Below are 20,914 nucleotides of genomic sequence, written 5' to 3' on the forward strand. Positions count from 1 at the left end.
GGCCACGCTGATCCTCGGCGGCCAAACTGGCGGCAAACGGGACGACAATCTGTGATGCTGCCGAGGTGATTCCCGCCAGAACCAACACAGCGCACAGCCGGCAAGCATCTCGAGCCCCGATCGATCATGGTGAGATTGCGCAAACTGGGCATTAACCTGCTTGGCGCCCGTAACTCCGCCATTTAGAATCTCGTCGCCGAGGTGCCCCTCCCCTGGTCTCCGAGCGGGCTGGCACTCCGACACCGACGATCAGGCAGAAACATCCGCGCTGCAACCCATCCCCACCGGACTCAGCTCGGAACCCTCGCCAGGATATGGTCCGCGAGCGTCATGAGCGCATCACCCATGTCGTAACCCTGTGCGTCCAAGTCGATCACAACGTTGGCCTTCGCCACAATGGCCCGATCACTGCTGAATTCCGCCGCACCGCCGCGCAGCGAGTTCGAAAGCATCATCACTGTTCCGTTCGGCACCGGTTGTCCCACATCCAGCGTGATGGGATTGCTGTTCGCGACCAGGGTGACCGACTTGCCCGCACAGCCCCGCCACTGACCGACCAACCGGGACACCAATCTTGTTGCGTCGGCGATGTTTTCGAATGTCGACACGGTCTCATCCAGTAGGATCATGCCGCCGTTGCCGTCGCCGGTGATGGTTCGCGAGAACGTGCCGCGGAACGAGCTGTGCTCATACGCCGGCGCCGCTCCGGCAAATAGCGCGCTGAGACACTCGGGCGGGGTAACGGTGAGCCCCTGAGAACTGGCCAAGCCTGTCGCATCGTCGACCTTGGCCAGATTCGGCGCGTTAACGGCCTGGTTGACCTCGTCAATGCTCAGCAGCAGCTTCGGGAGTTGGGCTGCCGTCACGAACGGCTGCTCCGGCACGGAACTAGTTGCCGCAGGCGGGGAGGTCGCGACCGTCGACGACCTCCCCGCGCGCATGCCCACAACGGTCCAGATTCCCAGCGCCGCTACAGCGATGAGGACGAACACGTATGACAATGTCAGGCCGATCAGGGCGCGCTCGCGGCCACGCTCCTTGGTGCGTCGGATTTGGGACAGACCAAGATGGCCGAACACCGCCCCAACGGGTGCGAATACGAACGCGAACACCACCGACAGGGTGGCGAAGATGTTGGTCTTGCGCCGGGGTGCCGGTGCTGGGGCCGAGATGATCGGAGGCTGGGGATAGGGGATTGCGCCGAACAAATCACCGTCGTACGGCCCCTTCGGGGCGCCGCCATACCCGCCGTCGCTCATGTGCGCACCTCACCCCAATTGAACGACATTATCCGTCGCGACCCCGCATTTCAGACCAACCGGAAGAAAATCCGCCACACGGCTCAGCGCCTCCGCTCGGGATTCGCCTGGGATGCGCTCGAAGCTCAGCAGCAATGCCGGCAGTCCGGCCGCGTCCACTTTCGGCGGTGGCGGTGCCGTCGAGTTCGGCCATGCGACCGCCGGTCAACCGCTGTTGCCGCCCGCGGACCACACCACCAGCGCCACGACCGCGACGGTGGTGAACACATACGACAAGGTGATGCCGACCAGCGCCCGGTCCCGACCGCGTTCTCCGGTCTCGTGGATCTGCGACAACGCCAAGTGGCCCAGGATCGCTCCGGCGGGGGCGAACACGAACGCGAACACCACCGACAGCGTGGCCAGCGTGTTGGTTTCCTCCTGCGACTGCTGCTCCGGCGTTGAGCCAGCCGAACCGCCCGGGGCAGTCGGGGCGGCCGGCCCGACTGCGAATGGGTCACCGGCGAACGGATCATCCCCGAACGGGTCACCGCCGGCCGGGAGCCCCGAGCCGCCGCCGTAGCCTCCGTGCGTCATGCGCCTACCCCCTCAATCGCCCGCAAGTGATGTCACCATCGCCGCGGCCCCTTCCATCGCACGGATTTCCGGCGCCGCGACGGTCCCCTGACGGGCGAAAGCATGGTTACAGCAACCCGAAACTCGACGTGATCCAGCGCACCGGGTCCGCGCAGCGGAACGGGGCGATCCCGCGCGCGTGCAGTCGGTTGCCACTCGGTGGCTGCCCAAGCGCCGACACGACGAAATAGCGGTGCGCCAAGCGCATTCCTGTGGAGGGATTTTCGACCGCGGCGACCATCGACCCCGCGTTGAGCCGCGTCAGCAGGCTGCGCACTTCCTCGTGCAGCAGCTGGCCGCCCGTCTCGTCGTACTGCTCCGCTTCGGAGGTGTCACGCAGATAGGCCGCGCCCGCGTTGGACATGACCAAGCTCCACTCGGAGCCTTCGACGTCGCGCAGCACCCGCAGCACGTCGAACTTCGACAGGATCACCGCCAATTTGGGTTGCCCCTGGCCGATGGCCAGCATCACGTTGTTGAGCACGCTGCGCGGGTCGCCGCCGCTGAACATCTGGGCGGGTAGCAGGTCGTCCAGCTGGTCGCGAATCGACTTGACCCGCAACGGATCAAACATGAAAAACACGGCGTCGGCGTTGGGAAAGAACCGAAACGCCGGGGTGTGAAGGTCGCCGGACTCCATGTCCTCACCGGCTACGTCACGCAGCACCAGATAGCGCCGCACCCCCCGCCAGATGCCGATGCTGAATGTCAGCGGTTCACGCTCCAGCGACGCCCGGGTGTGCACGGGCTGGGTGGGCGGGATGAGACCGCGCTGCACGAACAGCGGTGTCTCATAGTTCGTCGAGTACGCCGCGGCGGTGGCACGAGTCGCCGGCTCAAATGACAAACCGAGGTTTTCGCACAGCAGCTCGAGTTGTTTGACCAGCACCGCGATGTAGAGGCTCTTACCGGTGGCGCGGGCGCCGGCCATCGCGATGCAGATCGCATGCCCGTCGCGCCACCGATCGGGCAGGTGGTAGTGACACACCGGACACACCTCGACCACCGGACCCTTCAGCGCCGCGGCCGCCTCGGCCGGCGGCGGCGACGAACCGGTGTAGCCGGGTGGGCGGTCCCACTTGTAGAACGGCCCGCACTCGGCCGGCGCGCCCAGGAACGCCGACGCGACTTCATCGAGGTAGCGGGTGGTGCTTGCTTGCGCGGGCATCATCCACAGGCGCTGATTGGGGTCCAGCAGCGAAAAGCACCGCGGGCACTTTGTCATGTCAGCGCCTGCACAAGGGAGGCGGTGATACGGTCCAGCACCGGCGGATGCGCCAGTAGCCCGGCCGACGCGTCTTCGCCCGGTCCCGGCGCCGGTAGCCGCGCCCCGGCCGCGTCGAAGCGGCGGTCATTGGACAGAATGATCACCGGAAACCGTTGCCGCGCAGCGGCAGTCGGGAAGTCTGCGCACACGATAGTACGGGGTCCTGCCACCAGGCGCGACCACCGTGCTCCGGCCGACCAGCGCGGCTGTGCCTGCCGCACCGCCTCGGCCAACCCCGTACCGTCAGGGCCCGGCGAGCCGACAGGCACCGGCGTGACTTCCACGCCGACGAGCACCGCCGACACAGTGCGCAGACCGACCGCGGCGGCGACACCGACGACGATGTCGGTGGCCGCGGCCACGCTGCCGTCAGCGAACCACGGCCTCATCGACGCCGATGTGTCCAGCGCCACCACGACCGACCCGTCGGACTGCGCCGGCCCACGGCCGATCACTTGGCGGGCCGAACTGCGCGCCGCCGACCCCAGCGGGCTCAGCGGTGCGTCGGCCACGGCGCTGACGCCGACTTCGATGTGGGAACCGTTGGGCCGCAACGCCGCGAACACCACCTCCGCGTCGCCGCTGACGTCGACGGGATCGAACAACACCTGCACCGGATCCACCTCGCCCGGAGTGTCGTGGGCGATGGCGAGGTGAATGACGGTGCCGGGCGCGAACCGGGCCGCCCCGACGGGGCGCACCGCAACCGTCACCGGGCCGGTCATTCTTGGCAGCACCGCCTGATGCGCGGTCGAGCGCACCACCGGCTGATCCGCGCCGGCGCGGACATCGAGTTCGGCGCCCTGCACGGAGCCGGTGATCGACACCGCCAGCGAATGGTTGGGAATGTGCACAAGCTGATTGCGCGCGCCCACCACATAGATCGGCATCAGCGACTTCCTCGTATCCGGGCTGCGAGCGATGGCTGCGCTTCCGCGCAGCGCGCCAGCAGCTTGGCCACCATTTTTCGGTTGCGGCGCAGGACCCCGCCGTCGGGTGCGGTACCCGTCATCTGCGCCATCAACGACGCAGCGTCATCCACGTCCTGGTCGCTGAACTCGCGGGTCGCCGCCACCTGGAGGGCCGCCTGCGCGAGCAGGTCGTCCACACCGCCGCCGGTGGGTGCCACCGATTCCTCGTCCGCCGCTGCACGTACCAGAGTGGTCGCCAGCACTGCCGCCGGGATGATCGCGTGGCCGTCGACCAGCGCCAACAGTTGAGCGATCGCTGCCGCGGCCAGCGCCGGGTCGGCGGCCAGCGCTGCGCAACCGGCCGGGTACGGCTGACCGGAGATGATCGCGACCATCGCCAGCGTCAGCAGGCGCACCGTGAAGTCGGGATGCACCCGGTCGGGTCCCAGCACCTCGAGCGCGGCGTCCCAGTGCGGGGTGTAGGCGGCCTGGTGGATTTCAATGTGTCCTTGCTCCACCCAGATTCGCGGTTCGAGCAGCCGCACCGCCGCGCACGCCACGGCGGTGTCCTCGGCGCTGGCTTCCAGCACCGCGCGGGCCAGCTCGGTCAACGCCGCAGAGTCCGGTGCTCCGACGAGGGTGGGCAGCACGGACAGACCGGGCGGCGCCCCGCCGGCGGCGGCCAGCAGCTCGGCCGGTTCCCACACCCCTGAGGCGGCCATTTGCTCGAAGCGCGGCGAACCGCAGATTCGCAGCCACCACAGCCATACGCAGCGGTCCGCGGCGTCAGCGGGACCGACCTGTTGGGAACGAGCGCCGCGCAGCGCGGCGCGGTTCCAGGTGGCATTCCACGGCCGGGCTTGGACGAGCTCCTGCGACGCCGGTGCGCTGATGCCCGCGGCGAGCCAATCGAGCACCTCGTCGCTCAGCGCGGTGAACCCGTCGCGGTGACCGGTCGCCTTCAGCGACTCCGCGGCCAGCGCCAGCCGGATGTCGGCGCCGATGCGCTGCCCGAGCCGTCGGATCAGCCGCGGACCTGATCGGGGATCGCACAAGTGTTCCACCACATCGCGGCTGAGCGCCGCCGACAGCCGTTCGTCGTCCACGCCGACCCTCGTCAGGAAGTCGGCGAGCCGCAGAACCCGGTCCGGCCCCCCATCGCGGGCCCGCCCCAGCGCCGGTCCGATGGCCGCGGAGAGCTCCGGCGGCACCGCGCCCTCAGGAAACCGCCGCGGTCCCAACGGGATCGGGCCAAGCTGATCTAGCCAGGTGTCGTCGGCGATGGCCCGGCACAGATAGGTGAGGTCGGCGTGGCCGGCCGCCGGGCCGGCAGGTGCCTGCTGCACGGCGTGCCACGCATCGGCCGTGCTGGTTCCGACCAGCGCGGCCATAACACCCGAAACGGTGTGGTCGACCGCTGAGCCGGGGGCGACACCGCGTGGCTGGTGTGCCGCGATGACGCTGTGCGCTTCGGCGTGGGCGTCGGCGTATTGGTCCTCGACGACCACCGCCATTGCCATCGGCCACGCCGGGTGCAGGGCGATGTCGTCGGTTTGGGCGGCGTAGCGGTCGATGTCGTCGAGCACGGCCCGCGCCGACTGCGGCTCGAGCAGGACCACCTGTGCCATCGCCGACCACGCGGTGACCGCGATGGGCTGCCCGGTGGCGGTACGGTGCGGTTCGCCGCCCAGCTCCCCCAACGATAACGTCGCCGTCTCATCGATGACCACCACACCGGCCGGAACGGCGGCGAGGTCAGCGACCGGTACCGCGGTGAGGTGCTGGGGAGTTTGCCGCGCCGGGCTCAGCTGGTCGGCCCGATCGAATGTGGAGAAGTTCAGCCGTGCCGCGGTGCCAGGCGACATGAGGTAACTGACAAGCCCGATCCACTGCGCGGCGACGTCCACGGATTCGACGCCCAGCACCACCGGTGGTCCGCCGTTCATCGCGCTGTCCACCGCGTCGAGCAGTCCGAACAAGGTCGCCAGCCGCCGCCACGTGCTGGTGTCCAGCGCGAACGCCACCACGCTGTCCTTGGTCACCACGTCCGCCGGGCCGGGAGCCTCGTCGGGCAGCACGGCGCGGGCGACCGCGGCCGCACCGTACGGGCACAGCCACTGTGGAGACCGCCACCGCTGGATCGGCCGGTCCCGCCGTACCGCGTCGGGATCGCGGTCCAGCACCGCGTGCGCGAACACGTTGCCGGGCCGGCCGGTGCTGTCCGCGCCGGCGGGCACGGTGTGCCAGTAGCCAGCAGCGCGCGGGTCGATACGCCGATACGCCAACCGGCGCGGGCCACGCTCGAGCTGCTCGGGTGTCGGGTAGGTCGGTAATGGTTCCACCGGATGGAACACGGTGTGCACCCCGGACACCAACGTCTGCGCCTCGTCAGCGCTCAGCGCGCCGCCCACCTGCTTGATCTGCCAGCCGCCCGCGGACCCGCGCTTGTCGAACGACGTGTACGCCAGTTGGCCGTAGCGACTGTTGTTCATGGGGCCGCCGGGGTGAGGCGCAGATTCTCCACGGGCGGATCCAGCAGCGCGATGGTGCGCAGCCGCGCCGGCCAAGGGGAGTTCACGAACAGCCGGATCCAGCCCTGCAGGCCGTGCAGATTCGCCGCCCACAACTCGCCTGTGCCGTGGGTGGTCAGCGCCGACCACCGCAGCTCTTTCGAGATTTCACCGGTGATCTGGCCATTGTCGTTGACCGACGCCGCGTCGACGGCTTGCCCGTCGTTCATCGACAGCGGAATGCGCTGCGGGTTGTTGATGAGAACGAACGCCGGCGAGCCGGGAAGGTCGTACTGCGAGCGCATGGCGATGGTGGCGTGGGTGGGCGAGCCGTCGGGATCCCGGCCGATCCGCACCGCGTACTGAAGGCGCAGTAGCCCCGCGTATTCGATGCTGCGAATCGCGCCCGTCACCCGGCGCCCGCCGGAGAAGGCGACCGGTGCCAGGTGCAACGAGCAACCGGTCGCGGGCAACTCCTGTTTGGTGAGCTGCATCCCGCCGTGCTTTTCGTATTCCTCCAGCGAGATCTCAAACGACTTGCCGGTCAACGCGTTTCGCGGATCGTGGCCCTTGGGCGCCAAGTGCACGACCACCGCCGCGGCACCCGGCGGCCAGTCGAACGTCAGCACCTGTTTGTTGCAGTATTCGGCCAGATCGACGTCACGGATGACGCCGGTGCGCACCGACGACAGCGTCGTGCCCAGGAGCGCGCGCCCGGCCAGCAGGATTACCGGCGTGAAGTAGGCGCGGCTCCAGTTGCCCGGGCAGGACACCCCCGGCATCGTCGACCGCGACTGGCCGTGTTGGTCCTGGCGCTGCGACACCGGCTGGGTCAGTCGCAGTTCGGGGCTTAGCCCGATCTGTTCGAGCGCCGCCTCGGGCAGCTCCCCCGTCTCCGCGCCGGCGTTCGGCCGGTTCTGGCCGCGGTAGATGACCACCCGGCCCACCGGCGGGGCTGTCCAGGTCAGGTCGAACACCGACCCGTCGGCGCTCTGCGCGCCCACCGACAGATCGGCCACAGGCGCCAGGACAGCGGACACCTCGACGGTGGCTTCGCTGGCCTCGGAGAGCCGCATCAGACCGTCGACGGTGCCCGCGCAGCGCACCCGGTAGACGTAGGTCTGGCCGCGGGGCGCCAAAGTGTCGACGAAGCCGCCGCGGTTGTCGGTGTCGGTGAGGATGCGGTGCTGCAATCCCTCGCGGCCGGCTTCGTCGGCCGGTATGCGGTAGATGAAGACGGCGCTCACCGCGGGTGGGACGCTCCAGTGGCCGATGACCTGCCCGTTGTCCTCGCGGATGATGAAGTCGCGGACGGGGCAGACCAGTACCGCCTCAGCGTGTTTGACCGGCTGAGCGACCAGCGCCTGCGCAGCGGTCGGCCCGGTGTTGACCCACACCTGGTAGTGGCGCACCGCGGTGCTCGCCGGTCGTTCGTCTGTCGCCAAGGTGGCGGTGGTGGCGGCGACCAGCTGCGCCCGATCCGGTGAATACGGCGGATTGTCCTCCTCGCTGACCACCCGGTAGATCACCATGTTCTCCGCCGCACCGGTCGGCGGGAGATACGGCGGCCACGTCAACTCCCGGGCGCCAGGGAGGTCCTCTCCCTGCTGGCGGCGGCGCAGGCCGATGGTGTGCACCTCACCGCCCTGCTCACCAAACGTGAACGCGGAGAAATCACTCGCCGCGAACCGAGTTTCCTCCGCACGCCGCGGCGGGGACGCAGGAGGTTGGGCCGCCGGGAGCAGCGTCGCCCTCTTCGGCTCGGCATCGTCATCGGCCTGAGGTGAGGCGTCTTCGACCCCCGGGGGGTGCCGGCCCGCCGCGTCCTGCACGGCGCCGGATTCGGCTGTGCCGGCGCGGGATTGGGCCGGCAATTCGGCGAGCAACCGCGCCATGTCTTCGGCGTGCTGGGCCACCGAGCCGGGCAGCATGGCCCGGATCGACTTGACATCAGTGCGGCCCGATCGCAGCACGAGGCGCAGGTGCGCCTCCTTGAAACTGTTGCGCGACACCGCGCCGGAGTCGATGAGCTGCTGACGCCATTCCATAAGGGCGCCCAGGCGCGGATCGTCGTCTTCGTCAACGTGCTGTGGATCGGGCATCGTTAGAACACCATGTCCTGGCCGGGCAGCACCTCGCGACGTGCTGCCCGACTGATCACTGTGGCCACTTCGTCGTCGCTGCCCGGCGCGACCGTTACCGGTGGCTCGAACATCGCGAAGTCGTACGGTGGCAGCCCGTCGCCAGCCTGCACGACCGCTGCCCGGTACCCCAGGCCCCCGCGCGCCACAGCGACGTCGTCGACGGCGACCGCTGAGCGGCCCGCCGTCATCGCGGCGTGGGTGAACAGCGACGTGTCGAACGGGGCGGCCGGGCCGCGGCGGTGATCGGTGATCCCTGCACTGAACTGCTGGGCCGGCACCCGCCGCCCCAGGCCGGGCACCAGCACGGTGCCGGTGAGCGCGTCGGCGATGCCGTCCGTCTCCTCGGCGAACATGTGCTCCACCCGCGCCCACAGCGCGTCCGCGCCGGTCGGCTGCACCCGGCCCGACGCCACCGCGTGCGACCACTGATCCAGCCCGGACTGCGTGCCGCTGCCGGGCATCCGGAACAGCATCTCGGGCTCCTCGCGCATCCGCTGCGCGGCCGCGTTGACCATCTCCTGCCAAGGCTGGGTCAGCCAGCCCAACGCGTACAGGCGCCGCTGGATCGCGTGGGCGGCGTCGCCGGCCTGCTGCTCACTGGGCTCGGCGACACCCAGCTGGGTTGAGCGGGGCAGACCGTCGTACAGCTGACCGGGCGACGCGCGCGCCGCCGGTGCGGGCCCGAACGGCGCCCGCAGCACCGCCCCCAGCGCCCGGCACCACGACAGCAGCTGGCCGTAGGCGGTGGAGAGCCGGCTGACATCCTGCAACGCGGTGCGCAGGTTGGCCTGCATCGTCTCCAGCTCACCCATCTGCGACTGCCGTAAGTTCATCTCGGCGAACAGGTCTCGCTGGGCGAGCAGGAACAACGCCAGCGACACCACGCTGTACAAGCCGAGCATCACACCGCCGGTCCACAGCGCGAACTTCCACCGCACCGAGCCGGCCACGGCGATCCCGGCCAGGACGACCAGCACCAGCATCAGCGCCCAGAAGAAGGTTTTGAGGATGACGCTGACGGCCTGTTGGCGCGCCCGCAGCCGCTCGTTGACCGACACCGGTTTGGCGGCGTCCTGGATCTGGCCCACCAGCTGTGCCACCTCGGTGCGGGCGCGGTGCAGGAAGTCCACGAGGATCGAACTAACCTGCCACGCATAGCTTCTCGCCGCAACCCCTTGCCAATGTTCCAGCTCGGCGCCGGCGGTGCGGGCCTCCACCCCGGCTGCGGGATCCTGGTAGGCGCGCTGCAGCCGGTCGCGCAGGTTGGCGGCGCCGAGCACATCCGCGGGCTCAACCGAGCTGACCCCGACGACCGCGGCCAGCGACGTCGGAATCGCCGAAAACTGCTCGGCCGCACTTGGTACCACATCGGCGCCGTGGGCCAGCACCCCGACACCGGAGCCGACTTGGATCGGCTCCAGCCCCGCCGCCCGCCGGCCGCCGTCGGCCAGGGTCAGCGCTCCATTGACGAAATCGATCCACAACGCGCTGAGGTCCTGCTGCGCCAAGTGTTCCGGTTGGGGGGCTCCGCCCAACGCGCTGTTGAGGGTATCGGCGCTGCGGCCCAGGTCCTGCCAGTTGGCCAGCTCAATGCTGGTGACCACCGCGAACGCGGAATCCTTCCCGCCGAACACTGTGCCCTGCACCGTGCTGGCCAGCACTGAGGACACCGAACCGGTCACCGCCGCCCACCATGCCCCTGGCGCGCTGCGCAGCGAGGCGCCCATGAACTTGAAGAATATCTTCAACGCGGCCCAGATCGAGATCGCGCGCCCGCCGACGTCACCCGCCGCCAGCCTCGGACCCCGCAGCACGTCGCGGTGCTTGGTCCACAATGCCCGCGCCATCGTCTGCGCCGCCGACGCGACATCGTCGACATAGACGATCGGCATCTGACCGCCACGGGGCAGAGGAAGCCGCCCGGCCGGGTCGAACAGCTGCGCGCGCAGTCGCTCCTCGACCTCGCTGGTGTCCAGGCGCCGGTAGAACGCGCGCACCGCGCGCACCGTCTGCCCCGGCAGGACCTCCAGCGTGTCGAACGGGGTCTGCGCCACGCCCGCCCACAGCCCGGCGATACCGGCGATCACCGGTGCGGTGTACTGGGCGAAGTCGAGTGGATCGGTCATCGGACCCCACGGCACCGCGCCCAGGCCGGGTCCGGCCGAGTCCTCCGGCGCGATGAGCAGGTTGTGCCAGCCCTCCAGCACCAGGGTCGGGTCCGGTGTCGTCGGTGCGGCGTCCCCGCGGGTGATCAGCACCCGCAGCAGGCTGACCCGGGCGCCCATCGAGCTGCTGCGCACGATCTGCTCAACGGTCTGCTCAGCGGCCAACGGCACCCGCTCGGTGGAGGGCGCCTCAGTCGGCACCAGCACCGCCACCCGGATCCGGTCGTAGCGCTCCCCGGTGAGCAACTGCTGTAGCACCACCGGCTCCGCGCGCCCGTCACGAACCACAGTGGCCGGCGTCGCGGCGCCGCCGACGTCGGCGGCGTCCACCCAGGCGAACGCCGCGAGCAGTCCCACGGCGGAGTAGTCGCCGAGCACGGCGACGATCTCTTCGCTCTGCGCGTGGGGGGCGACCAGCACGGTCAGGGCCCGCTGCGCTGGGGTCGGCATCGACATCGTCAGAACGTCCCGCCCTCCGGGATCACCACGGGCCCACCATCGTCGAGGTACGCCGCCTCCGCGGCCGCGCTGCCCTGCGCCAGCGCCGCGGCCTCGCGCTGCAGCAACCGGATCAGCGCGTCAGTCGCCCAAAACACGTCGGGGGCCAGATCCCGGAAGATCGGCGTCTTCGATGCCGTCGACCGGGTGGGAATGGAGGTGAATGCTCCGCCCGGCGTTGATCCGAGTATATCGGCCGGCAGGTACTGCGCGGCGATGTCACGCACGCTGGTCAGCCACTCTTCGGCCGCGGTCGCCCGTTCTTCCGGGGTCTGCGCTGCGGCGATCTTCTCGATCCGCGACGTTACGCCCGGCGCCGCGGCGCCGGTGCGCAGAAATTCCCCAAGCAGCTCCGCCCCCGACAGCTCGACGATTCCGCTGGCCGGGTCCTGCGAATGCGTGTCATAGAGCGCTCGCAGAACCCCGTAGGGACGCAGCGAGCGCATCACCGGCGGCTCGTGCGACGCGGCGATCGCCAGCAGTATGCTCTCCAGCACCGCCGGGAGCCAGTCGTAGGTCGCACTGAACTCCGACGGCGGGGTGAGCAGCGGATTGGGAAAGTTCAGCCACTGCCCGGCGTCGGCGTCGTAGACGCGCACCGCTTCGGTGTAGGGCGACGGTGGAATTTGGATGCGGCCAACGATCTGCCCCAGGAACCACCCGGCGGTCATCGCGCGCCGCTCGTCGTCGGTCATCGGGAGCGACGCCGGCAATGGCCGTGCTCGGCGGTACCGCCAGAACCCGAGTCGTCCGGGTCCGGCGGTCTGCGCCCACTGCTGCGCGACGGGTTTGAGTACCGAGTCGAACGCCAGCGGTGAGTAGTTGGGGTAGGAGCCGAAGATGTCCAGCCGGGCCACGCTGTCCTCGTCGGACAGTGAGTGGTTGTAGTTGTCCTTGGTGGCCTGGTCGATGCGCGGGTTGGCGCGCAGCACCTCGAACAACGCCTCGGCGACCGGCTGACCGGCGAACGGGACCTCGGAGAACTTGTACCGGTACTCGGTCTGCTGGCCGGGATGCACCCGCTGCAGGGCCTGGTCGTTGACGCTGGCCAGCGGGCGGGCCAGCGACAGGGCCTCGGCGAACTTGGTGGCGATGTCGCGGCGGCGGTTGGCCAGCTCGGACTCCGCCGCGCCGACGCCCTGCACGAAGTCGCGCAGCGACACTTTGCAGAAGTCCTCGAAAGCCTCCCCCGGGCGGCCCACATAAAGCCGTGCCCGGTGCAGCAACTCGAATGGGCGGGTATGCACGTCGAACTGCGCCATCGATGGCACCCGTGGGTGCTGGGTCTCCGGGTCGGTGCCCAGCGAACGGGTCACCCACGTCGCAATGCGTTCGATCAAACCCCCCGGCGCCGACACCCCGCCGGTGGTGCGCCACTGTCCCAGGATCACCCCGGTGGTGCCGTCGAGGATCGCGGTGCTCAGCGGCACCATCGCGTTGGCACCGGCCACCGCCTTGGGCAGGTCGGTCTCGTAGCGGCCCTTGAACGCCGACGAGTTGATCAGCAGCACTTCGTTATTGGCTTCGGCGAACCGGACCGGCACGAGTTCGTCGGCGTCGGCCGGCCACGCGGCGTACTGGTCGGTGGCCAGCCGGGCCAGCCCGACATCCGAAGGCGGTTCGGCGCGCGCCTTCTCCAGCAGGATCATGGCCTCGCCGAGCGCTTCGCGCAGCGGCGCCAGCATCTCCGCGCCCATTACCCGCATCACGTCGGCCAGCCGTCCGGCGGCGTCGGCGAACAGTTGGCGGCGCACGTTGGCGCGGAACCCGTCCAGCGCAGTGGCCAGCACCTGTTCGGCGTTGGACATCACCCCGTGCAGCGACCGCAGCGCCGCGTCGACCTGCGGGGGCACGGCCACGATGTCCGGTGGTCCCATCGCCCCCAATTGCGCCACCCCGGGGGCCAGCACGTCGTCGATGTGGCGGCGGAGCCGGTCGACCAGCTCCCGCGCATATGGCAAGCCGAGCGTGGCGCTCGCCCCGCTCACCAGCTGTTCGAGCCGGTCTGCGAAGTCCCGGTGCCAGCTGAACGCCATCGCGTACCCCGCGTCGGCGCAGGCACGTACCAGCGCGCCGCGCCGGTTGAGGACGGCCTGGCGGAAGATCGGCACCCACTGCTCGGCGGCCATCCCCTCCGGGTTGGGCAGATAGCCGCGCAGCTGCCGCTCGATGAGCCCGTTGACCGTCGCGGTCACCGACTCGGCCGCGAACGCCTCCGCGCCGATCCAGCGGCCCAGTATTCCTACCCGGGTGTGCTCGTCACCGGCGCCCGGAGGCAGTCCCAGCTCGCCGAAGTGCGCCTGCCACTGGCTGCCGAGCAGCGCGTCGAGCTGTTCGGTGCTCGACGCCGGGTTACCCGGCTGCAGATGCCCGAACAACAGCTTGTCCACGCAACTGCGGGCCAGCCGCTGGGCGGCGTACTCGGCGTAGCGGTCGCGGCCCATGCTCAGGCTGGAGAACCCGTAGGTGCCCCACGGCAGCACATCCCACGACGAGATGCCCCAGCCCATCAGGTCCCGGTCGCCCTCCGGGGACGCGGTGTTGCCCAGGTCGTAGGAGACGAACTGGTCGCTGGCCGCGCCGCTCATCATCAGCCCGGCCAGCCCTCGGGCCAGCCCCCGATACACGGCGAATTGCGAGCCGTCCCCGAACAGTGTGCGATCGGCGCCGATGTAGCGGCCGACCGGGAAGACCCGCGCAAACGGGATCGGCTCGCCCTCGCCGTGGTGCTGGCCCAGCGCCCGCATGAGCCGAACGTCGTGTTCGCGTGCCGCGCCGGCCTGGCTGGCCACGATCTCGCCGAGCATCGCCAGCGCGTTGGCCCGCACGCCTATGATCGAGCTTTGCGGCAGCGAATTGAAGATGTCGGGCGTCACCATGAACACGCCCATCAACTTTGGGTCCAGGCCGGAGACCAGGGTCAGCAGCCGGCACACGTCCAGCGCCATCGACGCACCCGCTCCGCCGGCCATCGACGACACCACCAGCACCAGCGGCGGCTCGTTGGGGTCGAACCGTCCCATGCCGGGTACGTCGACCGTCGACATCTCCGAGATGGTCTCCACCCGGAACAAGGCGTCCCACGCCGCCTGCAAACGGTTGTGGATCTCGGTGGCCTTGCTCAGCGTGATCATCCGGCCGATCGCCCGGTACTGGCCGGCCCCGGCCGAGATGGGGATGGACACCTCCTGCGGGTTTCGCGGTGCCCAGGTGGCGATGGTGTCCAACGCGGATTCGCCGGCCAGCCGCTGCGACAGCGCGCCGTCGAGGATCGCGTAGCTGCTGCCCTGCGGTCCGCAGCCGACGTAGGAGCCCCCCTGGGCGACCACGTTGGCCAGCCCCTCGGGGCCTGGCTCCGGTGCGCTGGGCACGTCGATCTGGACGAATTGCCAACCCGCCAATAGCTTTTCGACTCCAGCGGCGTGCATTTCGGAGCGCAGCTGGTCCATGATGAACGCCAACGTGGCACCGCCGGAACCGCCGCATCCCACTATCAGGAATCGTCGCATCAGTTTCCTTCCCTAAATGGGTCGAACGGGTCTGAGTCATATCTGGCGGGGCGCTGCGGCGGCGCGGCGCCGCTCTGCGGGGCGCGCGGGTGCTCGAACTCCGGCCGGCCGCGGGCCATCGCACCGCCGGTGGGCCCACCCCCCACGATGGGCCCGCTGGTCTCGAACGGGTCCTGACCCGCCGGGAATCCCGGCGTGGCGTCACCGAACGGCGAGACCTGTTGTCCGGCTTCGTCGTGCGGCGACGCCAACCCGGCCTGCACCGCCCGCAACCGCAGCCCGTTGAGCAGCTCGGGCAGCCGGCGAGCGACCTCTTCGTAGAGGTGTTCGCGCGCCGCGGTGCCGGCGCGCCCGGCGACCAGCAGCAGCACCGCGGCCACGTCGGGCGGCCCGTGCGGATCGTGGAGCACCACCCATTTGTTGTGGACCGCCAGCGGCAGCACCGCGCGCAGTCCGCTGCTGTCGGTTCCGGGCAACTCCGAGCCCACCGAGTCCAGTCCGTCGGCGTCGACGGTCACGTGGCCCGCACCGAACGGGCTGCGGCCCATGGTCGCGGTCAGCGTTACGCCCAGCACCGGGAGCTTGCGCGCACCGCCGGCCAGGCCGGGCACCGGCTGGATCAGATCGGTGTCGGCCATCGCGAACGGCTCCCCGTCGCGCAGCACCACATCGTTGCTCACCTCCACCGGGATGCGCTCGGCCAGCATCGGGGTGTCGGGGATCTTGCTGACCCACCACTTCGACGCGTACAGCAGGGCCAGCGGGATGCCCGGGCCCAGCAGCAGGGCGGCGATGAGCACCAGCACGAAGTTCGTGGTGTTCAGCGGCTTGATCAGCGACGCGACGAATGGCACGTCGACGACTTGAGCGTCGGCCGGATTGTCCAGGGCTGCAACGTGCACCGGCATCGTGCCGTTGAGCCCGCCGTGCCCGTCGTGGTCGGTGCGCAGCGTAACCGTTAGCTGCGCGGTCTGCCCCGGCCGGACCTTCACACAGGCCTGCGGCGAGTTCGCCGACGACGTAACCCGCGGTGTGCCGATGCCGTCCGGGGCGGCCGCCACCTTGGCGGTGTCGGCGTCGGCGATCCACGCGCAGCCCGGCCCGGTGATGGCCAACGACGCGGTCGCGCCCTTGGCCGCCTCCACGGTCCCGAAGTCGATCCGCTCCCCCGGCGTTGGCAGCCCCAACTTGGGCAGGATCTGGATCGGCACCTCGATGTCCTGCGGTGAGAGCTGGGTGCCGGGCGCGATCTGCGCGCCCGCCGGGTCGGTGGCCGGTGCCGTGGTGATCACCAACGACATCCGCAGCACCCCATGTCCCGGGTTGACCTTCGTCAGGTCGGCGTCGACCGGTTTGGCGATGTCATCCTTGGCCACCGACTCCAGCAGCGGGATCGGTGCCGCACCATCGGGCACCAGCGCCGCCGACATCGTGGCGGTGCCGGCCAGATCGGTGGGTTGCACCGGTCTGCCCTGCCCGTCGACCAGGCCGAACGTGAGGTCCTTGAGCACCTGCCCGCTGCGCCATGGCACCTTCTCGGCCCCGATGAGCGCCGGGAAGATGTCGGTGGTGATGTGGATGCTGACCTTCGACACCGCGTCGGGGTGCTGTCCGGTGGTGTCGACGTAGACGATCGCCCACTGCCCCGCCCACCGCGGTGCGCCGGTGTTGTGCAACGAAATCGTCTGCGCGGACTCGGATTGCCACTCGTAGGTCACCGGCACACCGTCGATGTCGGCGCTGTTTTGTCCGTCCTTCTTGGGAAGCTCGAGTGTCTTCCCGGACGGTGACACCAGGTAGGGCACCACACCGGGAACCCCGCCGGAGCCCAGGATGTTCACCGACTTGATGGAGCGGTCCAGCACGAAGTTGTGCCGCGCCTCCGGGCACACTCGCAGCTGGCACACCGGGCCTTGCTGCGTGGTGCCGGGGTCCGGGTTCAGCGCGTCGAAGCCGAACAACATGTCGTCGATGTTGGACACGGGATAAAAGTCGCCGGGCACCGGATCGGTGATCTTCCCGCACGCCAGGCCGTTGAGACCCTGCGCGGTGCTGATCGCCGACATGACGTCGAAGTCGCTAGGTGTCTTGTTGCCGCCCAATCCGATCCCCAGCATGATGATGCCGCTGGAGCGCAGCTGATCGGCCAGCCCGCCCGGGTGGCAGATCGAGTCCACGGCCCGCTTCGTCGTCTCATCGATTCCGTTGGGGCTGTTCAGGTTCACCCCGTCGGCGTAGGGCTTGGAGGTGTCCCGCGGCGTGAAATCGATCTTGCCGTCGGAGAACCACGCGATCGCCTGGCAGCGCTGCCCGCCGTTGGGTCCGGGCCCCTTCGCCGCCAAGGCTTGGCGCGCCCCGTCGAGGGCCAGCCAGTAGTCGGTGTCGATGCCGTTGTTCTTACTGGCGACGCTCGACAGGTCCGTGCTGACCGCGTCGGCGCTCGCTTCGGTCAGCTTCGTCCAATCATGCTCGGGCACATAGGTATCGGAGAAGCCCGCCGAGGATACATCCAGATTGGCGCCGACCCGGTCGGCGTACTTACCCAGCGTCTGCAACAGGTACCGGGCCGCCTGCACCCGCGCGGCCTGCGGGTCACTCTGCTGCAAACTGCTGGATTCGTCGAACAGGAGCAGCAGATCCCCGGCCTTCTGCGAGGCGAGGCACGCGCCGAAACGCTTCGCTCCGCCCGAGCTGGGCTGTGCCTGGGCGTGCGGAACCGACCAGCTCGCCAACGCCAACCCGCCGGCGAGCAGCGCCACCATGAGGCAGCGCAGCACAAGCCTGAGACCATTGGGCCACAACCTCATTCGTAGACTTCCGGTCATCTACTGCCTGCCCGCCCATAACGCGATCTGCCAGGCGCCCAGCGCGATACCGATCAGACACGCTGCCAGGACCGCCCAGTACAGTGTGGCGACCCAGCGCGGCGCCGAGTAGATCGATTCCGTGCGCCGGCGGGTGTCGACCCGTATGTAGAGCGCCAGCGCGCCGATCGCGATCGGCCCGGCCAGTAGCCAGCCCACCAGCGCGGTCGCCAGCACGCCGCCCGACAGTGCGCTCAGCAGTGCGAGCACCACGCCGGCCACGGCGAGCGCCAGCGCGACGGCGAACCACACCAGCGGCGGGCCCGCCGTGGCCAGTGTCCCCCCGCCCAATGCCCCTGACAGCTCGAAGGCGTCATGCCGACCTGACTGCCCGAAGGCTTCCCCGCCGCCGGCCTCGCCGAACGCGTCCTGCTGTCCGCGCCGCCGCTGCGTCTTCGGCGCGTTGGCCCACGGATCGAAACCGGTGGAGAAGCCGCCTCCCCCCGGCGGCGGCGCGGCTGGTGGCTGCCCACTCGACCCGGCCGGCGGTGGTGTGGGACCTGTCGGGCGTCGCGGCGGCCCAAAATCACTGAAGTCAAAGGGATTCGGTTGATCCACGTCACCACCTCGCCACGCGGTCGCACTTCTTGTGGGGTGCTGTCTCGAGTAAATTCATCAGCATCAGTACGGGTTCAGGCACAGCGCGAACGAGCGGTCCGGCGGTGCGGCGATGTAGACGGAACGGCACTCGGCGTTGGTCGAGACCCGCGCCGTGACGGTGTACACCCCTTCTTTGTGCGCACAGTCAACCTTGAACAGATCCAACGCATCGTTGCCTTCGTCGCTGCGCAGTTGGATCTCGACGCAGGTGCCGATGGGCACCGTGGCGAGGTCGAGCTTGATGCGCGGGATGGTGGTCGGCGGTGCCACCGACGTCACCGTCGACGGTCTCGGCTGGGTGGCCGACGGCACCTGGTGCGTCGAGGCCGTCGACGACGTCGAGGCCGTCGTCGAGCTCGACCCCAAGTCGCTGGTCAACCACCAGATGAGGGCCGCGATGAGAAGGACGCACATCAGGTAGCCGATCACCAGCCCGGCGATGGCAGCCGAGCGGCCACGTTCGCCGGTGCGGTGGATCTGTGGCAAAGCCAGATGCGCCAGCACCACACCCGCTGGAGGAACAACGACAGCGAAGATTGGCGATAGCACCGCAAACGTGTTGTAGTCAACGGGCGGCGGTGCGCCGTGGGGCGCCCCCGTCGGAGCGTCCTGTCCGAAGGAACCCGCGCCGTGCGGTGCAAACGTTGGTTCAGGCTGCGCACCAAATGGATCCGCCGACGGCGGCTCAAACGGATTACCCCCGGGATACATCACGTCCGCCTATCCGACACCTGCGACAACCCATCGCTACCGAGTACCGCCCAGCGAATCGTCAACAGGCCTCCATCGACGGCGGAGCCATCTCCACTCAGTAAACCCAACCTCCTCATGATCAACCTCGGTAATTCGAAATACACGCGAAGACTGTCTCTCGCCTGCTGAACAGGGTCTGCCCCGGGCATGAGCTGGTCGACAAGATCTGATCCACTCGGAACACACCGTCGCGAACCTGACACAGCACCGGGAAAATATTGATGATGTTGGTGGCGGGCCCGCTGGTGGGATCGGGCTGGTTTTGCTGCACCTCCACGCAGTCCCCCACCCGCAGATCCTCCACCCCGACCGTCGGCCGCTGCTGGGGCGGCGGGGTGATCACGGTCGTTCGTGGCGGCGGCAAAGCGGCCCTCGTGGTGGTATTCGTGGCGGTCGTCGAGGTGGTCACCGACGGTGACGACTCTGAGCCGCTGCCGGTAACCAACCAGAGAACTAGCGCGATCAGCGCCAGCACGATGATCACGTACGACAGAGTCAGCCCGATCAACGCGCGTTCACGGCCCCGCTCACCGCGCTGGCGGATCTGCGCCAGCGCGACATGGCCCAGCGCCGCGCCGGCCGGGGCGAACACGAACGCGAACACGATCGAGAGGGTCGCCAAAGTGTTGGCTTCGCCCTGCGGCGTGCCAGCGGGCGGGAAATTCGGCGGAGGAAACCCTGGGCCTGTCGAGGCGTGCGTGATCGGCGGCGTGTAGCCCGGGGTGCTCGGTGGACCGCCGAGCGGGTCCGGTCCGAACGGGTCGGCTTGGCCGCTCCCGTACCCGCCGTACGTCATCTTATGAGTCCCACCGTCCGTTGGGCGCATCTCCCCTACCGATTCCATCACCATCAGCAGCCAATATCCACGGAATGTGTGCGCGAGAAATGTGTGTGCGAGATACGACCGTGATGCGCCCACGGTCCGACCACCAACCCTTTGGTCAGCTGACCCCTTGGCGCAAACGCCCACCGCGACGAAACGGATACCAACTGCAGGCCGTGGCGTGCGAGCGCACCAGAGATTCGCGGCTACTGCTGTGGCAATCGACCATTTTGGCCAATTCCACCATGAGGTCCGGTTCGATCGTCATCCAATGCGCGCAACGGAGGCGGCGAATCCACCAAAAAAGGGCCACGTGGGCAGGCGTCGAAGCACGGCCGTATGCGCTGTCGATGATGGCCGCTGTGTGGCTGACCGTGCTGCTGGTTCGCGCAGAGCGCCAAAACACCGCAGGGGTATGGCTCGCTTATGGGGTCGTGCCGGCGACGTCCATTCTCCTGGACGTCAATTTCGTGCTGCTGTTGGCGGTACGGTGACCTTGTCTTCCAGACGCGCCTCGGCGAAAGTCGCTGCAATGTAACGCCGCACCGTCGACTCTGACACCTCGACACCGTGATCATCGTGCAACCGCTGCGCGATCGTGGCCACCGTGACCGGCACCTTCAGCTGACCATCGATCCACTCGTGGTGGGCCGCGATCAGCGACCAGGTCTGCGCCCGCGCCGCCGGATCGACCAGCTCCGGAAACCACCGGCCGATCCGCGCCCGCCAAAGATCCTCGTCGAAGGACTCAGGAACCGGTTCAAGCCCCTCGGTCAGCGCCGGGGCCAGATACTTGCGGATCGTCTTGCGATCGATGTTGAGTGCCTCATTGATCTGCACCTGCGATCGGCCGGCGTTCCAATGCCGGAACATCTCCACGAAGTCAGTCACGTTCCACGATCTCCTCGCCACCTCAGGCCCCTTCCAGGACCCACTGGCGGGGCACCTGAACGGAGCGAACCTGAGCAGCACCCGAACCCCTGCCGGACACGCCCC

Annotated in this window: 14 protein-coding genes and 2 pseudogenes; 2 read left to right on the forward strand and 14 right to left on the reverse strand. The window is 69.0% G+C overall.

Annotated elements, in window-relative coordinates; genetic code table 11:
* Nucleotides 1-290: 290 nt before the first annotated feature.
* The 11 genes from QOC69_RS25650 to QOC69_RS25700 all read right to left on the reverse strand — a co-directional run bounded on the left by QOC69_RS25650 (nucleotide 291) and on the right by QOC69_RS25700 (nucleotide 18,612).
* Entirely contained in the window at nucleotides 291-1,259 is a 969-nt protein-coding gene (locus QOC69_RS25650) for a sensor domain-containing protein (RefSeq protein ID WP_526444943.1), read from the reverse strand.
* A gap of 204 nt (nucleotides 1,260-1,463) precedes the next feature.
* Nucleotides 1,464-1,835 carry a DUF4190 domain-containing protein gene (locus QOC69_RS25655; protein ID WP_526444945.1) on the reverse strand — a complete coding sequence of 124 codons (372 nt, stop codon included), beginning with the start codon at nucleotides 1,833-1,835 and terminating at the stop codon, nucleotides 1,464-1,466.
* 106 nt (nucleotides 1,836-1,941) lie between these two features.
* Nucleotides 1,942-3,099 carry a hypothetical protein gene (locus tag QOC69_RS25660; RefSeq protein WP_526444947.1) on the reverse strand — a complete coding sequence of 386 codons (1,158 nt, stop codon included), beginning with the start codon at nucleotides 3,097-3,099 and terminating at the stop codon, nucleotides 1,942-1,944.
* Nucleotides 3,096-4,031, reverse strand: a complete 936-nt coding sequence (locus tag QOC69_RS25665; RefSeq protein ID WP_526444949.1) for a hypothetical protein — start codon at nucleotides 4,029-4,031, stop codon at nucleotides 3,096-3,098. Before QOC69_RS25665 ends, QOC69_RS25660 begins: the two co-directional genes overlap by 4 nt.
* Entirely contained in the window at nucleotides 4,031-6,544 is a 2,514-nt protein-coding gene (locus QOC69_RS25670) for a GAP1-N2 domain-containing protein (RefSeq protein ID WP_526444951.1), read from the reverse strand. Before QOC69_RS25670 ends, QOC69_RS25665 begins: the two co-directional genes overlap by 1 nt.
* The gene (locus tag QOC69_RS25675) at nucleotides 6,541-8,664 is read right to left on the reverse strand and encodes a SaeA-related protein (protein ID WP_526444953.1); all 2,124 of its coding nucleotides are present in this window, start codon (nucleotides 8,662-8,664) and stop codon (nucleotides 6,541-6,543) included. Before QOC69_RS25675 ends, QOC69_RS25670 begins: the two co-directional genes overlap by 4 nt.
* A 2-nt stretch (nucleotides 8,665-8,666) precedes the next feature.
* Nucleotides 8,667-11,327 carry a hypothetical protein gene (locus QOC69_RS25680; RefSeq protein WP_526444955.1) on the reverse strand — a complete coding sequence of 887 codons (2,661 nt, stop codon included), beginning with the start codon at nucleotides 11,325-11,327 and terminating at the stop codon, nucleotides 8,667-8,669.
* A gap of 2 nt (nucleotides 11,328-11,329) precedes the next feature.
* The gene (locus QOC69_RS25685) at nucleotides 11,330-14,878 is read right to left on the reverse strand and encodes a tubulin-like doman-containing protein (RefSeq protein WP_526444957.1); all 3,549 of its coding nucleotides are present in this window, start codon (nucleotides 14,876-14,878) and stop codon (nucleotides 11,330-11,332) included.
* Nucleotides 14,878-17,655, reverse strand: coding sequence for a VWA domain-containing protein (locus tag QOC69_RS25690; protein WP_526444959.1), 2,778 nt, complete (start codon nucleotides 17,653-17,655; stop codon nucleotides 14,878-14,880). Before QOC69_RS25690 ends, QOC69_RS25685 begins: the two co-directional genes overlap by 1 nt.
* Before the next feature lie 48 nt (nucleotides 17,656-17,703).
* The gene (locus QOC69_RS25695; protein WP_526444961.1) at nucleotides 17,704-18,300 is read right to left on the reverse strand and encodes a hypothetical protein; all 597 of its coding nucleotides are present in this window, start codon (nucleotides 18,298-18,300) and stop codon (nucleotides 17,704-17,706) included.
* Nucleotides 18,301-18,363: 63 nt separating this feature from the next.
* Nucleotides 18,364-18,612: an LppU/SCO3897 family protein gene (locus QOC69_RS25700; RefSeq protein ID WP_526444967.1), complete on the reverse strand. Its 249-nt coding sequence runs from the start codon at nucleotides 18,610-18,612 to the stop codon at nucleotides 18,364-18,366.
* Between QOC69_RS25700 and QOC69_RS25705 the strand changes: the two genes are divergently transcribed.
* Nucleotides 18,593-18,763, forward strand: coding sequence for a hypothetical protein (locus QOC69_RS25705; protein ID WP_526444969.1), 171 nt, complete (start codon nucleotides 18,593-18,595; stop codon nucleotides 18,761-18,763). The two genes, QOC69_RS25700 and QOC69_RS25705, sit on opposite strands and share 20 nt — an antisense overlap.
* Before the next feature lie 32 nt (nucleotides 18,764-18,795).
* Here the strand turns inward: QOC69_RS25705 and QOC69_RS25710 are convergent.
* A pseudogene (locus tag QOC69_RS25710) lies at nucleotides 18,796-19,053 on the reverse strand (hypothetical protein); the annotation flags it as partial.
* A 121-nt stretch (nucleotides 19,054-19,174) separates the two neighbouring features.
* On the reverse strand, nucleotides 19,175-19,891 hold the full coding sequence (locus tag QOC69_RS25715) for a DUF4190 domain-containing protein (RefSeq protein WP_526444963.1): 717 nt from the start codon (nucleotides 19,889-19,891) through the stop codon (nucleotides 19,175-19,177).
* A 332-nt stretch (nucleotides 19,892-20,223) separates the two neighbouring features.
* Between QOC69_RS25715 and QOC69_RS25720 the strand changes: the two are divergent.
* Nucleotides 20,224-20,403: pseudogene (locus QOC69_RS25720) on the forward strand (glycosyltransferase family 39 protein); the annotation flags it as partial.
* On the opposite strand, the gene QOC69_RS25725 reads toward QOC69_RS25720, so the two are convergent.
* Nucleotides 20,381-20,809, reverse strand: a complete 429-nt coding sequence (locus QOC69_RS25725) for a hypothetical protein (RefSeq protein WP_526444965.1) — start codon at nucleotides 20,807-20,809, stop codon at nucleotides 20,381-20,383. The pseudogene QOC69_RS25720 and the gene QOC69_RS25725 sit on opposite strands and share 23 nt — an antisense overlap.
* Nucleotides 20,810-20,914 lie beyond the last annotated feature (105 nt).

Origin of the sequence: Mycobacterium sp., from assembly GCF_032162105.1 — a bacterium.
In the GTDB taxonomy this organism is placed as follows: domain Bacteria; phylum Actinomycetota; class Actinomycetes; order Mycobacteriales; family Mycobacteriaceae; genus Mycobacterium.

Coding starts and splice junctions, on each gene's coding strand:
- QOC69_RS25650 (WP_526444943.1), bottom strand. CDS start 1,259: ATGAGCGACGGCGGGTATGGCGGCGCCCCGAAGGGGCCGTACGACGGT.
- QOC69_RS25705 (WP_526444969.1), top strand. CDS start 18,593: ATGGTGGTCGGCGGTGCCACCGACGTCACCGTCGACGGTCTCGGCTGG.
- QOC69_RS25680 (WP_526444955.1), bottom strand. CDS start 11,327: ATGTCGATGCCGACCCCAGCGCAGCGGGCCCTGACCGTGCTGGTCGCC.
- QOC69_RS25685 (WP_526444957.1), bottom strand. CDS start 14,878: ATGCGACGATTCCTGATAGTGGGATGCGGCGGTTCCGGCGGTGCCACG.
- QOC69_RS25660 (WP_526444947.1), bottom strand. CDS start 3,099: ATGACAAAGTGCCCGCGGTGCTTTTCGCTGCTGGACCCCAATCAGCGC.
- QOC69_RS25675 (WP_526444953.1), bottom strand. CDS start 8,664: ATGCCCGATCCACAGCACGTTGACGAAGACGACGATCCGCGCCTGGGC.
- QOC69_RS25655 (WP_526444945.1), bottom strand. CDS start 1,835: ATGACGCACGGAGGCTACGGCGGCGGCTCGGGGCTCCCGGCCGGCGGT.
- QOC69_RS25715 (WP_526444963.1), bottom strand. CDS start 19,891: ATGACGTACGGCGGGTACGGGAGCGGCCAAGCCGACCCGTTCGGACCG.
- QOC69_RS25665 (WP_526444949.1), bottom strand. CDS start 4,031: ATGCCGATCTATGTGGTGGGCGCGCGCAATCAGCTTGTGCACATTCCC.
- QOC69_RS25670 (WP_526444951.1), bottom strand. CDS start 6,544: ATGAACAACAGTCGCTACGGCCAACTGGCGTACACGTCGTTCGACAAG.